Origin of the sequence: Rheinheimera sp. D18 (genome assembly GCF_004345025.1) — a bacterium.
GTDB lineage: Bacteria > Pseudomonadota > Gammaproteobacteria > Enterobacterales > Alteromonadaceae > Alishewanella > Alishewanella metallidurans.
Genome location: NZ_CP037745.1, coordinates 2,819,045 through 2,833,668 on the forward strand (window position 1 = coordinate 2,819,045; position 14,624 = coordinate 2,833,668).

A 14,624-nucleotide genomic window follows, 5' to 3' on the forward strand; every position below is an offset into this window, starting at 1 on the left:
ATTAGCTCTCCGTGCACTCGCGATTTACACACCAAAGTGCCAATGCTGTTAATGCCTTAGTGCAAACCTCTGCAGTTGTGCTATCGATCAGACCTGAGATCTCTAGAATCTTGGCTTGCCGGCTGGAGCATTGTCTAAAATCAAGATCCAAATAGCCTATTCTGGTTTCGCCTTTGGCAAAAAGGTTAATATAAACAAAGCGCTCGCAAAGCCCGTGCAGATATAACTGATGTAATTTGTCTACCGTATTGGGTGTTGCCTCATGCTCTACTGCCCAAAATTTAACATCCAAGCCAAAGCTAATGCCATTTTTTTCTAGCAAGGCGTCCAAGCACTCATAATAAGCAGCCGGTAGCTCTTGCCAATTGAAACCTGCCCCCTTAAGTACGGCCTTAACCGCTTGTTCCGCGATTGCTGGCAAGTAAACATTAGTGAACAAATAAGGCACCATTACCCAGCTGTTCTCTGGCCAGGCGAGCTGGTACCCCTGTGCTAGAAAGCCTTGTTGGATATGCGTATTCAGACTCAGTACCGGCAATGGCGTATTTTCATAACTGACGACGTGTCCTGAACTTACCTCATCAAAAAATTGGTAATTTTCTATATTACCATCAGGATCGCCATCGTATCTGTACTGTGGAAGAACAGAGTTATCTGGCAGCTTCAGGTATAAGGTAGGCCATGTTGCATCTGCGGCCGGCAAAGTAGGATGCTTCAATAACTGCTCGCGAATGGCTTGCCAGGCGCTAATATCTGAGGGCATTACTGGGTCAGATTTGAACAAACGTACCAACAAGCCCGATATCATTTTTGCCGCATCAATATTGTTATTACGGGCTATATTTAACGCTCGTTGTTCAGCAAAACGTTGAGAAGCCCGCTGTAAATGCTGCTGAGCATTTTTAACCAATGCCACATACTCGTGAGATAGTAGCTCGTGCTGGCGGGGATCATCAGCCAGTACCTGCAAAAGGTCTGCATCAGCAAAAATGCGAATAGATGCCTGCTTGTACTCCGTTCTCGCCATTCGGCCTACTGCTTGCTCAATATATTTTCTGATGGACCACTGGTAATCTTCCAGCTGATAATACTCCTTCAGTAACTTTGGATCCCGCTCGCCCCTGAGCACTGCGTGGCAGAGTTTTCTGGTTGCGTTGTGAGACAAATCACCGGCCGACTTTAACGACATAAATTGATGTAAAAGCTTTAGCTGCCTCAACTTAAAGTCCTGATCAGACTCGAGCAGGCGGGTGGGTTTTTCCAGAAAAAGAGTATCAATATCTGATTTGACTTTAGTATCGTTAAACCGTTGTACACCGGTATATTTGAGTTTTGCGGCAAGCTGTTCGTTTTCTACTATGTAATCTGGGTTCTTGCCTGCTCCCATCGACCGATATGTCGAAATAACCAAAATTTTATCTGTTGTTTTGCTAAGTGCGGCTAAAACTTCGTCATAACGTCCTTTATGCATAGCGGCCGCATTTACACCAAAAAACACTTGTATTTTAGTGCCTTTCTCCTTCGCGAATTTGCTGACACTGTGTTGAATAAAATTCACCAGGGCGGGGTAGGTATTGTCATCTAGTGTCCGATTTAGCAAAGCGAGCATGTAGCGATTATCGGGCAGCTCAATAAACTGATGGATAGCGCCCAGCAGCTTTGCCACCCAACTTCTGAAGTAAGCATTCCCTTCATCTGGATCCGGCATAAGGTTATCTAAAAACAGCGACTTGGCCCTGACGTTTCTACCCTCTGCCTGACTTAGCAAAAAATTATCGTCAGCATAATTAAAGCTAACATCAACCGTGACACTCTCTCGTTGGTAATTACGCCGGCTTTGGTAGTATTCTCCAATCACTTTTCGGTGCCGTAGCTCTAAATCAATAAAATTGCGCTTTAAACGTGCTCTCAGATACTCCATATCAAAGTTATGGACTACGGTTCTTGCCGTTGCTGTGGCACTAATGCCCAGAATAACGGCCCCCTCTTCCACCATCATGGCCAAAAGTCCGGTTGGTGTAATGCTCAAACCGTTTAAATAGCAACTTACTGTATCGCGAACACCTGCGTTTTGACTGATGTCGATACTTTTAAAGCCTTTAGTGTGATAACTGCGGCCAGATGCCAGCTTTTGTTTGTTTTTCATATTTAAGCGATGAGTGTCAAAAGCATTAAAAACCGCATCACTAAATTGGCTTAGGTTGTAATGTTCCAGAATGGATAAAACGGCATCTTGCAACAGAGCGTTCTTGGTCGGGTTGTCCTTTGTGAGAGCACCAAGGTTTTGCTGATAGCGCGAAACCGCGTGCATCATGCTTTGTAAAAAGCGTTGATAGATATGGTCTGCATCATTTAAAAACTGCAACAAATCACTTGAAATGTCATCGTTTAAATCTGCCTTTGGTACGACAGATATAAGATTTTTCTGCAATACCTCATTACGCTCCAACGCCAGAGTGTCAGTCATGTTACTGGCTAAAGCTTCGTATTCCTGCGCCTTACGATGAAATATGGAGTGCACTGTCAGTCGGTCGGAAAACAGCCGCACCGGTGAATCAGCCAAGGTTTTGCCTGAGGTATTGAACGCAAACTCCATTCGCCATTTTTTTTGAAATTCGTTAAGTTTTTGTCTGACTTCGTCAAAAACGTCATCAACCCCATAGTACCTTTCCGAGTTTTCCAATTTAAACACCTGAAAATTGGACAACAGAGTACGAATAACTTGCAACAAGTCCTCTGCTTTGTTGTTAAGTAACTCGGAGAGAATTTCTGAGTTTTGTTTATCGACCTCATCAACGATTAGCCATTGCTGATTTAACTCCCTTAATGGTCGATACTTGCCCTTTAGCGTGTCGATGCCTTTCAGATACTTTTTTGTCGTCATAAACATGACATGAGCTTTACCTGACAAGACTCTTTCGCCAGGTATCAACCGCTCCAATAAACCCTGCTGGCTGTCACTAAGCCGTAATGGTGCATCAGACTGCTGCACAGTCTGAATATAACGCACTAGTTTTGAATAAAACTGCTGTGCGTATTTACTTATACTGCCGTTTATCGCTTCGTTGGGATGGTGGCTTGCCAATTCCCGTAAAGCATAGAGCTCTTTCCAATCGCTATATAACTCGGAGTTTTGCAAATCAAATAACTGGATTATTTTCTCAATGTCAGACGGTGCGGTGTCCAGAAGCTGATTATTCTGGCTAGGTAGGTAAACGATACGTTCTCGAAGAATACTCTTTTCATCGGCAGATAAACTGCTTTCAGCATCAATATGCTTATTAATTTCAGTAAATGCACTTTTGACATTATCTATAGAGTCAGTAATGAAAATTATCGGCCGTTTTTCTGTCGTCTGATTATCCTGCCAGACCATATCCCAGAGTATCAGCTTCAACGTTGAATATGTCTTTCCAACACCCGTCTGAAAAGGTAACGGGAAAAATGCACCTTGGTCGCACTGTTGCTCATGCAGATAAGGTGACAACAAAAGCTCATTGACCAGAGTGCATAGTGGATTTTGATCACACAGTGAGGCTTTTATAGCCTTGATGTCCATATCTAGCTCCTGTAATCGGTAAAGTTTCTTACTTACTGCAGAATACGCTGTTTAATGAGCCCTACCAGACTGTATAACTAAACAGTGTACGATTAACATACACATATTCACACTCAGAATTACCACTAAATACTAAGCAGCTGAAAGAAATAACTTTTTAATGCTAAACTTTTACCAAGTGCCTTGAAAGTATCAACTTACATGATTGCAAACAATACAGGTATTATTATACCGAAACAGAATGGCAACCTTGGCTGGCCGATCCGTTGGGAGCTGTTAATGCGCTACCGGCTGATTGAGATAGTGGCGCTATGGGAAGGCCGTTTAACCACTAACCATTTATGCAACAGCTTTGGCATCGCCCGCCAGCAAGCATCGAAAGATATAAATGCCTATTTACGCGAGGTAGCACCGGGTAACTTGGTGTACGACAGCAAGCTAAAAGGCTATAAGCCTTCGGATACCTTTACACCCAAAGTCACCAGTGGTCTCGCTGACGAGTACCTGCATGCGCTGGCCAGCACCAAAGATTTCGCCCACACCTTTAGCCAGTTGGATTTAGGCTTCGCCCATACCGAAATGCTGACGCCGCCGCTTCGGCAGGTGAACCCGGACATTTTGCGCACCCTGGTGCAGGCCGCACGGGACGGTAAAAAGATTGATATGGGCTATGTGTCACTTACCAGCCCGGATGAAGAAAGCCGCATTATTGCGCCGCATACGCTGGTATGTACGCGCTTACTGCGAGAAAAACCGCGATTTTCGCGATTTTGTGCTTAGTCGGTTTCGCGGCATAAATGGCATCGAAGGCGATGCCGATATGACCAAACTTCAGGATGAACGTTGAAATACTAAAATAGACATCGTGCTAATGCCGGATTACAGATTAAGCGACTACCAAAAAGCCATCATTGCTGAAGACTACAATATGCAGGATGGTAAACGCGTGACCAGTGCGCTCAGCGCTGGTACCCTACGCCGTGCAGGCGCTAAACTTGGATCTCGCCAAAATAGAAGCGCGCCCGGAAGCGCAGCAGATAATGGTGGCAAATTTAGATGAGGTTAAGCGGCATGCGTTTTGAATCATACACTTATGAGTGTTCATATTTTGTACCCAACCATGAAAAGAGCGGCTTCAAAAGCTCTACATGGATCACTAGTTTTTGAAAAATCAGGAGATTTTTTCAAGTCCAACGAGCCAATTAGCCAGTTTGCTTTTATGTTATTGCTAGTGTGGGATGCGGCGTGATTCGACAATGCTCTGAAGACATAAGCGCCAGCCGAGGGGTCTCTATTAACTTTTGTGTTCTTAGCCTTTCCATAATAGAAACTGAGCCCTTCAGGAACTTTATGATATGAGCTATTTTCCGATTCAATGAAATGTCTAACAAGTAGTCCAAGTGATGCCCCAACACGGCTGTCATAGATAATAAATTCATCACATAGGAGGGAGTAAATTTTAGTAAAGCCCGAATTCATTCTAATTTCTTCAACACGATTTCCCAGCTCAACCGTGTAATTCTTCTCAAGCTTGCAAGTTGATTCAAAGTAACGCTTTACCGCAGACAAGTATTCTGCGAGATAACTTTTCATTGCAATGAGCTTCTGCTTATTTCCATGCGTCTCACTCCCCAGAACCCCTCCCCATTTCAAAATCATGCAACATACATGAAAGCATTTTTCATTATCTCCTTGATCAGCTGCAACTTTTAACAAATCACGCAGGTATTTAAGTGAAGCTTCACTTTCAGCATATGTCTTACCTTTTACAGTTGAGTTTGTAAAACAATCAAAGTAAGAGAATGACCATTCATAGTTTCTATAGGCATCAAACAGGCTGTTGCAGCTCCATTTTTTCTTAATGGTAGATTTGCCTTTAGGCTCTATGAGGTATTCGTGATGAAACCCGGATGGGCTTAGGTCGTGAATCATGTGTTTAAGCCACATAGCAAATCGAGCAACTTCAGGTTTTGCTAAGTACTGCTCTCTGTTCATTTTATTTCTCCATCTCATCAGCAAAAATACTGAATAATTCCAATTTAGCGAAAAAATGGTAAACCCTTTTTATTTTTTCATAACACAACATCACTCAAGTACCGCTCAAAGCCCTCAAACCCATGATTGCCCCCCTGCTCTATCACATGCTTTGCGTCGGGTAGTTTGTCTACTGCCAGTTTGTAGTCCAGCACGTCATCACCTGTTTGTACCAATAATAAACAACGCTGTCCACTGAAAGAGCACTGATACTTTTCAAGGCTTTGCACGTGAGTCTCATTCCATTCATAGCTGGAAAAATCATGGAAGTTAACGGCCTCACCTATTCTTTTTTGCAAAGTAAAGGCTGGTGCCATCGAGGGGTTAATCAGCACGACTGGCGGCTTATACTTGTCTGCCAGGTACATGGCATAAAAGCCACCCAGCGACGAGCCTACTAGCTTCACCTCTTCATAACGTTGCCACTGCAGAATGAGCTCTTCTAAGGTGGATATCGCCAGGTCGGGTATGGTCGATAATGATGGCGCGATAAATGCGATATTGTGCTGGGCGCAATATTGTCGAAGCAGCGTGGCTTTGCTGCCAAAGCCGTCTGAGCCGAAACCGTGGATAAATATAATCATAGGTCACCTGTTGGTAAAATTAAGACGTTTTAGCGTGTTATCTCAGTCGCTGACTTCATTCTCACAATCAACGATAAACTGGTTAAAATGTTTGATAAAAAATAGCCGGGTAATCACATGGGCAGCACCAAAACACCAGGTAATGGCCACGGCCAGTTCGCTTTCAAAGCCAAGCCCCATAAAAATGGAAAACATTAACCAGCCAAACCCGATACAGGCGGTTTCAAACAGGCTGTAAAGTGCTGCCGGCATCGACATGTCCCGCAACCTTTTGGGCTGTGCCGCTTCATTGGTAATGTCAGCCAGCAAATGGATAAGCGCGGTTGAAATATAACGATCATTAAATTTCATGATTTTTCCCTCCGTTATGTTCGCTTTGGCAGACTGTAACCACCAGCACATCTTGTTGGCGTAGCAATTGGCGCCGTAGCAGGTAACCAAAGTAGATTTGATGAAACTCGGCTTTAATAGGCACCGGCAAACCAACGGCTTGATGACGTGATAAACGCAACAGTTCGCCGTTAGCTTCACTGGTAAATACAATCTCCGCGCTATTGTGGTCATAATACACGCCGTAAAAAGCCACGTTTTGGGCGATATATCGGGCGCTGTCGTCAAAGTCTTCCTCCACCTGTAAATCAGCAGCCAGGCATGCACTTATAATTAACCGGGCCTCTTCAGATAACGGCGTATATTGGGTTAACTCACGCACTATAGGTAATAACGGGCGTTCGGAGTGAAAGCCCAGTTGTTTTAGCGGCATTACCAGTTTTTTAAATACGGCGACAGTGTCATGCATACATACCTCCGGAGTGTTGGCGGGTGGTGTAACCCCGTGTTGGAGGTAATGCTAGCAATAGCTGGCTTCAATTAATGAAGCTATCTTTTGACTAAACAAATTATTTTGTTTGGTAACGTGTTAACCAAGCATGTAATTCTGCCACCATTTGTTGGCGGAGCTCTGACGGAGCAATAACCTCGGCTTGTTCACCAAAGCCCCGCAGGTATTTTCTCAGTTCTACCGAGTTATACACTGTTGCCCTAACCTCACGACAATCGTTGCTAAGCTCCTGCACCTGCATATCGTTACTTAACGGGGTTTCTTTTATGTTACGCCCGGCATTACCATAAAAGCGCACTACTAATGTAATTTGCTTTGCCTCTGCGGCAAAAGAGCCAATATTGTGGGCTTCACAATACGTGCGTAAATCCGTATCAGGCGGCAAGCCTTCCAGTAAGGTTTGACGATCACCCAGCTCAGCGTTGCGGATACTCATCAGCGCGTAAGTTATCGGGGCTGGCTTGGTACTACCGCGTCTAATCGCCAGCACATAGACCTTTTCGGCTTTGGTCATCAACCCCCAGGGCACTAACGTTTGACGCCGGGTAATACCGTTTAATGTGGTGTAGTCACAACTAAAGACCTTATTTTCTTCTATCGCTTGATACACCACAGACGTAACAGCAGGATCGAGTTTAGGTGGCTGCCAGACACTGGATGGCGCAATATAAATTTTACGCAGCCAATTGGTTTTGTTGCCAGGCAGGTTTTGCATCACATCAGCAAGTTGCTGCTGTTGTGATGCAGGTAAGCGCTGTTTTATCACATCCTGAAACAAGGATAATTGCGTTAACAAATAATGCAGTTGCTGCTCTGGCTCACATCGTTTCCAGTAAAGGTTCTCTTTACCCTGGGGCTGCACAAAGATTTTGCCCGCTTTGTCGGCCTCTAACTTATCAAGTAGCCGCTTAACTTTCTGGTACCTGGTTTTCTTGTTAGTACACTCAAGTAACTCATGATGATTTTCCAGCTTGTCACGCAGCAAGCTGGCACTTAACGCGGCTTCAGCCTTGGTAGGTAATAGACGATAAATGGCATCAATTAACGGTTCCATAGTGTGCCCTGTGAAAATAAATTAGCTTTGTTATACAACAACTTTAACTTTTTTGTTAGCCATAACTTAATGCACAAAGCCAATGGCATTGGTTACCGGCTGGCGTAAGTCGGCTTCTGCCCGCAGCGCCGCAATAACAGTATCGCTGCTAATTGCTTCACGGGGTTGCAAACGCATTTGTCGTTTAACAATGGCTAAGTCTGCTGGCGTGAGTTTAAGTGCTGTAAGCTGCTGCTGAGCCTTTGTTAATGGCGGCGGCATACCAAGCACCTGTTGCAGCCCACAAAAAAGTTGCCAGGCTTGCGCGGCTGTTAAGTAATCCAGCTGAATTTTCAAATCAAAACGGCGCACTGCTGCCGGATCTAACAGCTCAATAAAGTTAGTGGTGCACACCAAAGCGCCTTGATATTGGTCGAGTTGCGCCAGCAGTTCGTTGGTCATGGTTTTCTGCCAGTGCCGCTCAGCCTGCTGCCGCTTGCCAAGAAAGCTGTCTACCTCATCCAGCAACAAAATTGCGCCGCTGTGCTGCGCCTCGGCAAAGGCTTCGGCGATGGCTTTTTCGGTTTCACCAACGAAGCTACCGAGTAATTCACTGGCATTTTTTTTCAGCAAAGGTCTTTGCGCTTGCAGGGCCAAAAAAGCGGCATAACTGGTTTTACCGGTGCCCGGTGGCCCATAAAGACATAAGCGTATATCGGGCGTGTGTTTGAACTGCCTGGCTAACTCCGCCATACACACAGAGGAATTGTAATAGGCTGGGTTAATGTCAGCCTGGCCACTATCTTTGCGACGTCGGCCTAAGCGCGCTTGTAATAATGGGTTTAGCAGTAAATCAAAGTCACGTTCTTTGTCTGGCAGCGAGCTATTACTCAGTGCTGCATGACCTTTGGCAAGCTGCGCTAACAGCGCCGGGCTGATTTGCTCATCGCAAGCCAGCGCTGAAATATAAGCTTTACTAACGCCGGTATCAGCCAAATATCGCTCTGCGATATTTTGCCGCACGGCTTGCGGCGGGGTTTCAACGTGAATGATCTGACTAAACCGTCGCAGCTGAGCCGAGTCGAAATGACGAATGCTGTTACAAATCCAGATGCACGGTGTGGCATTAGTTTCAAGCAACTGGTTAATCGCCATTTTCAACGCATCGGTATTACCCACAGCAATACCGACCTGACTGGGTAGTACGTCATCAGCTTCATCAAATATCAGCACTCTGTCGCCACTGGCCGCATATAACCGTTGGCACATCAACAATGCATTAAGCCGCGATTTTGCACCGTGCACATCAACACCAGAAAAGGCGCTGACGCCCATTACATGGCGGCCAACCTGATGACCAAGCCACTTCGCCAGCTCGGTTTTACCGGTACCGGGCGGGCCATAAAGCAAGAAATTCACTCCGGTTTGACGATTACTAAGCGCGTATGATAACAAACGCTGCATTAATTGCACGGCATCAGCAAGATGCGGAAAGTCTGAGGCATTAAGTTCCGGCGCTTCAGCGGTATGGCTGAACTTCTGCAATAAATCGTTTGGATTACAGTCGTTAGCAAACAACTTATCAAACACCCGAAGTGATCTAAAATGGTCTGCTAAATCACTGCCACGCTCCATGGTGACTAGATTGCATAAAGCCAAAGTAGAGCTTGGCATCAGTGCCATTTCCACATCATCCGCATTAGCGTTAATGCAATGTGCCACCAGCTCAAACACATCATTGCTGGTAGCGTAATACCTTGATGCGCGCACATCACTGAACACCAGGCGCCAGCTGCGGGCGATGAGCACAAAACGGAAAATACTCACTTCCAGCACCGTTAACCCAATTAACTTACCAAACTGCTGAATATTGATATCGAGTGATAAGGCAGGTTGTGAAGTAATATACTCATCAAGGGTACTGATAAGCTGGTTATAGCTTACATCTGACTCATCTGTGATTAGACGTTCGGCGAAGTCTTCTTTAAAACCAAGCAACTCCAGTGCCTTGGCACAACGATAGCGGTAATATCGCTGTTGTATCTGCAACACCCAGCGCACGGCAATGGCTAAATCTGCCGATACCGTTGGATTGACATGATAAGTGGTGGCAGAAATTGGTTTTAAAAAGACTTGTTCCATAGGCTGACCTCTTATTAGTAAGTTCAGCACTCTAGCAAAGGCTGGCTTCAAAAAGTGAAGCCAAGCTATCTGAAATCGTTTAATAATTTCTCTTAATTATTTTTCAAATAATAGATCACCTTGCCACGTTGCAAACTCAGATACTGATGGGTCACACCCCATCAACCACAGGTTGAGAAAACCGCGATAACATAAGACAGCAATATGTTTAACACACCGTAATCGCAATTAGTCCGTATAAAGAACATAATCAAGCATTAAATTTAATCTGGTCGTATTTATCTGAAACAGCACTACATGCTGGTCGAGTTAAAAGTTTCTGTTGCTCATCAGAGGCAAACATAATTTAATGTCAAATAGTTACCCCTAATGAATACTGGATTTTATTACGTGATTTATTATCCATTTTCTCGCGTTAAAGACAGAGTAAAGTTTTTTAACACTGTGCTTGGCTTTGATGCTTACAAACTTGTTGATATCAAGTTTAGCGCTGAAAAGTTGGTTGAATTAAATGTTTTTGACCCGCTGCTCCGACTGGTTTGTTTAGATTGCATAGCTCAAAATGGCAAAAAAGATTATTCAACGGCTTATTTGGAATTGTCTGGTAATCCCAAGCAAGCACTGGGTTTTAATGCAGAAATCTATGCAGAGAATCTCGCTTTTAACGCACTGGGAGCTGACGCTGAAACTGAAAGTTTAATACGTGTTCATCCACTATGGGAAAAATTAAAACCATGGCAAACACTGCTTGATAAGAATAATGTCGCTGATATTTCAGTATTAATTACTGCACTGCGTGTGTTCTTTTTAAACTTGCATCCGCAGCCCCGCTTCGATTTTTCTCCCCCACCGTGGCAGATTTCGTTACCGGAATTGATGCGCAATCTACTCGATTTTTTGGATTCTGAGCCCCAAATTTTTATTGAAGACATAGAGCATAAAAAATTCCTGCAACAGGTAGATCCTTTTTTTGGTTTTAAATCAGTATACGATTTTGACCAATTCGCTGAAAAACTACAGCCGTTAACTACAGACTCAAAAACAAAGGCCACTATGAATTTTTTAGATGACGAACTTGACGAAAACCTGCTGGAAGAAAGCATGAGCAATGAATCCGAAAACAAAAAGGACGCCATGCTTAATCAATTCCAAAAACCTACTGATGAACTATTTGATGTGTTGATTGAGCAATTATGTCTGACGTTTTTTGGTCGGCAACTGCTTATAGGCAGCGTTGACAAACAGCTATCGAACTACAAAGGTAATGACGCGATATCTCATCAGGACATACTTGCTGCTGTTTTTTCCAGCTCAACGCTAAGTGAGCTATGGGCAAAACACGTTAAACGCACAGCCAGCTCAATGCTTTTCCCGGCAAAAATTTACCAGCTATTTAACGAGCTACCCACTGTTGTATCAATCAGATCCTATGAAAAACAAGACACCAGCAGCTCAATACATTTTTTCCGGCATATCATAGATTTTAAAAGTGATATTACATCAAAACTTGTTAAATACATTGAGGATTTACCAGTTGAAAGGCCGCTGATAGAGAACACACCGCAGTTGATGGCTTACTTATGGTCTGCACTTGGGCAGATTAAAGATTCGGCCATATTAAAAGACTTCTTTACGCTCAATACCATACAAACACTTGACGATGTCCGCAGTACTAGCTTGCAATTAACAACCTACCTTAAAGACAACGTAAAAGGCCAGCCAGAAGCATTAAGGCAGATTGTTAATGCAGATATGTGGTCTAAATTTAAGTCACGAAAAGGTTTAAAAAGTATATTTACCTTTGTTGGACCAAGCGGTGTAGGTAAGACACATTTAGCCCTGCAGTACTCAAATGCCTTGCGTGATATTGAAAAAACCGGATACAAGTTTTTTGTCTACAACATGGAAAACTTCAGTGATGAACGCGCCGGTTTGTCACTTGTTGGTCCGGGTATTCAGTATACTGACACTTCTGCCGGAACCTTAACCTACAATATAGCCCTGGCACCCCGAAGTGTTATCCTGTTCGATGAAATAGAAAAAGCCCATCCAAATGTGCTGCAAACGCTGTTAACCTTAATTGATACCGGCAGACTTAAAGACGAATCTACGCAACGGTTTATCGACTTCTCTCAATGCATAGTCATTTTCACCTCTAACTTAGGCCACACCACTTTTGACAAAGCTGAAGATTTAGGTGAACTGGATGTGTTTGAGGTGCTACGCCAGGCAAAGTTACCGAACTCAAACCATGTGGCAATGTCCCCTGAGTTTGTAAACCGGTTAAGCGCAGGCGCAGCAATCAGATTTAAACATCTTAACGCTGCAAATTTACTAGCTATTGCTTCAGCGCAGGTAGAGGAATTAGATGCCGACGACGAAGGCATTCTTGATTATCAACTCGACCCTACTTTTGCAGCAGCAATGCTGTTAAGACAGCTACCCTCCCCGTCTGTGCGGGGCTTTAAAGCGCAGATAACATCACTTCTTTCAGAAGCTAAACAAAAACTTTTCGAGCTACCGGAATCGAGTTGTAATTTAGCCAACATAAATAAGCTAAAAATTACTGCAAGCCCAAGTTGTTTCTCTAGTGGCGAACAAAAAGGCCTGATAGTGCATATTGGGCAGCAGGATGAATCAACGGCACTACTACAAGATGAACTTGCGGGTTATGAATTTAACTTCGAAACAGCACTCACCTTTGATTCAAGACCTATTTTTGCCAGTAAAGTCGATGCCGTGGTATTAAATGAGGCTGATTTGGCGCAAAATGATATTGGCACACAGTTAACACTGGCCCAGCGTTATTTTAAAACCGTACCGTTAATTGTTATCTCAAATAATAGTTGCCATGAAAACCAGTATGATGCCATAGCACAGCATGTCAGGCCAGACGAACTGCAAAAGACACTGCCCTATTTAGCTTTATTAATAGGAACAGACCGGATTGTCAGACGAGCAAAACAAAAACAGCTGGCGTTTAATTACCAGTTAAATGTTACTGAACTGAGTGAAGATGCCGTTACCCTCACCCTGGAACACCCGGTATTTAAACCATTGATATCTGCCAGCAGAGCAGAAGACGGTGTAGTTGGGCTTTTGCGAGAACGTCCTGATATTCGTTTAAGCGATGTCGTTGGCCTGCAACGGGCAAAAATTCAGCTTGAGAGAGTAATTGGCTGGTTAAAAAACCCTGATTTATTATCCAGCCAAAATGTAGCCTTTCCTGCTGGCATGTTACTGGCCGGGCCTCCTGGCACAGGGAAAACCATGCTGGCTAAGGCCTTAGCGGGAGAATGTGATCTACCCTTTATCAGCTTAAGCGTCGGCGACTTAATTAGCAGCTTACATAATGGCACAGCAAATAAAATCGACCAGGCCTTCAAAGAAGCCGCTGACATTGCGCCGTGCATTGTTTTCATAGACGAAATCGATACCATTGCTTCAGCCAGAAAAGCCGGCGATACCAGTGGCAACAATGCGGTTAATGCGTTACTGACTCATTTAGACGGCATTCAAAAACGGGCTGAGCCAGTGTTTGTATTGGCAGCAACAAACTTTCCTGAAGCCTTAGATCCTGCGTTATTGCGTGCAGGCAGATTAGATGAAGTGGTGTACTGCGATTTACCCGATAAAGCTGCCAGACGTGATTTTTTACAGATACTGGCAAAAAAATATAATTTGCAGATCAATCAAAGTGAAATAACCAGCTTTGCCGACATGACTATGGGTATGAGTGGCGCGCAAATGGATAAAATATTTCGTGATTATCTTTATTGCGCCTCCACAGAGCAGCATAAAGACAGCCGGTTTATTGACTTCAAGCTAATGCGCCAGGCAATTGCAAATGTGCTGTATGGCAGCGCCAAACCCACCAGCAGTTATTCAGAACAGTCAAAAATACAAACTGCCTGGCATGAAGCTGGCCATTTATTGCTATCTAAGCTTCTATTACCCAATCACGCCATTAATTTTGCCACTATAGAACCGCGTAACAAAAGCCTAGGCTTTGTATCACTAATGCGTGATGAAACGCAAGGCTCGATGACCGCCAGTGAAATTAAAGCCCAAATCGCCGTGGCCATGGCAGGGCGCGAGGCTGAGCGCCTGCAAAGCAGTAACTATGATGTTTCAGCGGGTGCATCGGGTGATATACGAACTGCCACCCGCTATGCGCTATATGCAGTGTGTGAACTGGGTTTGGATGACGAGTACGGTCAACTTAATGTAAATGAGTTAGATGGCCGCACTATTTCCCCTGATTTGCAGCACCTGGGTGAACGACGCATTCGTCATTGGCTAAATGAAGGGCAACTCACCGCCATGCAGTTACTGGACGAGCACAGAGAATTACTGGAAAAGATTGCAAATATGCTGATTGAGCGTGAGTCGTTATACGCAGACGAAATAAAGCAGCTTTTTAGTTAAACA

General features: G+C 44.2%; 9 protein-coding genes. 2 read left to right on the forward strand and 7 right to left on the reverse strand.

Annotated features, from left to right (window positions below; genetic code table 11):
* Window position 1: 1 nt before the first annotated feature.
* The gene (locus E0Z06_RS13290; protein WP_132585585.1) at window positions 2–3,559 is read right to left on the reverse strand and encodes a hypothetical protein; all 3,558 of its coding nucleotides are present in this window, start codon (window positions 3,557–3,559) and stop codon (window positions 2–4) included.
* A 201-nt stretch (window positions 3,560–3,760) separates the two neighbouring features.
* Here E0Z06_RS13290 and E0Z06_RS13295 point away from each other — a divergent pair, with 201 nt between their 5' ends.
* Window positions 3,761–4,339 carry a hypothetical protein gene (locus E0Z06_RS13295; protein ID WP_207903091.1) on the forward strand — a complete coding sequence of 193 codons (579 nt, stop codon included), beginning with the start codon at window positions 3,761–3,763 and terminating at the stop codon, window positions 4,337–4,339.
* A 321-nt stretch (window positions 4,340–4,660) separates the two neighbouring features.
* Here the strand turns inward: E0Z06_RS13295 and E0Z06_RS13300 are convergent, their stop codons facing one another.
* The 6 genes from E0Z06_RS13300 to E0Z06_RS13325 all read right to left on the reverse strand — a co-directional run bounded on the left by E0Z06_RS13300 (window position 4,661) and on the right by E0Z06_RS13325 (window position 10,193).
* A complete protein-coding gene (locus tag E0Z06_RS13300) occupies window positions 4,661–5,554 on the reverse strand; it encodes a hypothetical protein (protein WP_132585588.1) in 894 nt (297 codons plus the stop codon).
* A gap of 77 nt (window positions 5,555–5,631) precedes the next feature.
* Window positions 5,632–6,177, reverse strand: coding sequence for a YqiA/YcfP family alpha/beta fold hydrolase (locus tag E0Z06_RS13305; protein WP_132585591.1), 546 nt, complete (start codon window positions 6,175–6,177; stop codon window positions 5,632–5,634).
* Between the two features lie 42 nt (window positions 6,178–6,219).
* Entirely contained in the window at window positions 6,220–6,528 is a 309-nt protein-coding gene (locus E0Z06_RS13310; RefSeq protein WP_132585594.1) for a hypothetical protein, read from the reverse strand.
* A complete protein-coding gene (locus tag E0Z06_RS13315) occupies window positions 6,518–6,976 on the reverse strand; it encodes a hypothetical protein (RefSeq protein WP_132585597.1) in 459 nt (152 codons plus the stop codon). The genes E0Z06_RS13310 and E0Z06_RS13315 overlap by 11 nt, the downstream gene beginning before the upstream one ends.
* A gap of 100 nt (window positions 6,977–7,076) precedes the next feature.
* Window positions 7,077–8,072 (reverse strand): WYL domain-containing protein, encoded by a 996-nt coding sequence (locus E0Z06_RS13320; RefSeq protein ID WP_132585600.1) that lies wholly within the window; start codon window positions 8,070–8,072, stop codon window positions 7,077–7,079.
* Between the two features lie 66 nt (window positions 8,073–8,138).
* Window positions 8,139–10,193: an ATP-binding protein gene (locus E0Z06_RS13325; RefSeq protein WP_132585603.1), complete on the reverse strand. Its 2,055-nt coding sequence runs from the start codon at window positions 10,191–10,193 to the stop codon at window positions 8,139–8,141.
* A gap of 369 nt (window positions 10,194–10,562) precedes the next feature.
* Here E0Z06_RS13325 and E0Z06_RS13330 point away from each other — a divergent pair, with 369 nt between their 5' ends.
* Window positions 10,563–14,621 carry an AAA family ATPase gene (locus E0Z06_RS13330; protein WP_132585606.1) on the forward strand — a complete coding sequence of 1,353 codons (4,059 nt, stop codon included), beginning with the start codon at window positions 10,563–10,565 and terminating at the stop codon, window positions 14,619–14,621.
* The last annotated feature ends 3 nt before the right edge of the window (window positions 14,622–14,624 follow it).

Coding starts and splice junctions, on each gene's coding strand:
- E0Z06_RS13295 (WP_207903091.1), top strand. CDS start 3,761: ATGATTGCAAACAATACAGGTATTATTATACCGAAACAGAATGGCAAC.
- E0Z06_RS13320 (WP_132585600.1), bottom strand. CDS start 8,072: ATGGAACCGTTAATTGATGCCATTTATCGTCTATTACCTACCAAGGCT.
- E0Z06_RS13325 (WP_132585603.1), bottom strand. CDS start 10,193: ATGGAACAAGTCTTTTTAAAACCAATTTCTGCCACCACTTATCATGTC.
- E0Z06_RS13330 (WP_132585606.1), top strand. CDS start 10,563: ATGAATACTGGATTTTATTACGTGATTTATTATCCATTTTCTCGCGTT.
- E0Z06_RS13310 (WP_132585594.1), bottom strand. CDS start 6,528: ATGAAATTTAATGATCGTTATATTTCAACCGCGCTTATCCATTTGCTG.
- E0Z06_RS13315 (WP_132585597.1), bottom strand. CDS start 6,976: ATGCATGACACTGTCGCCGTATTTAAAAAACTGGTAATGCCGCTAAAA.
- E0Z06_RS13290 (WP_132585585.1), bottom strand. CDS start 3,559: ATGGACATCAAGGCTATAAAAGCCTCACTGTGTGATCAAAATCCACTA.
- E0Z06_RS13300 (WP_132585588.1), bottom strand. CDS start 5,554: ATGAACAGAGAGCAGTACTTAGCAAAACCTGAAGTTGCTCGATTTGCT.
- E0Z06_RS13305 (WP_132585591.1), bottom strand. CDS start 6,177: ATGATTATATTTATCCACGGTTTCGGCTCAGACGGCTTTGGCAGCAAA.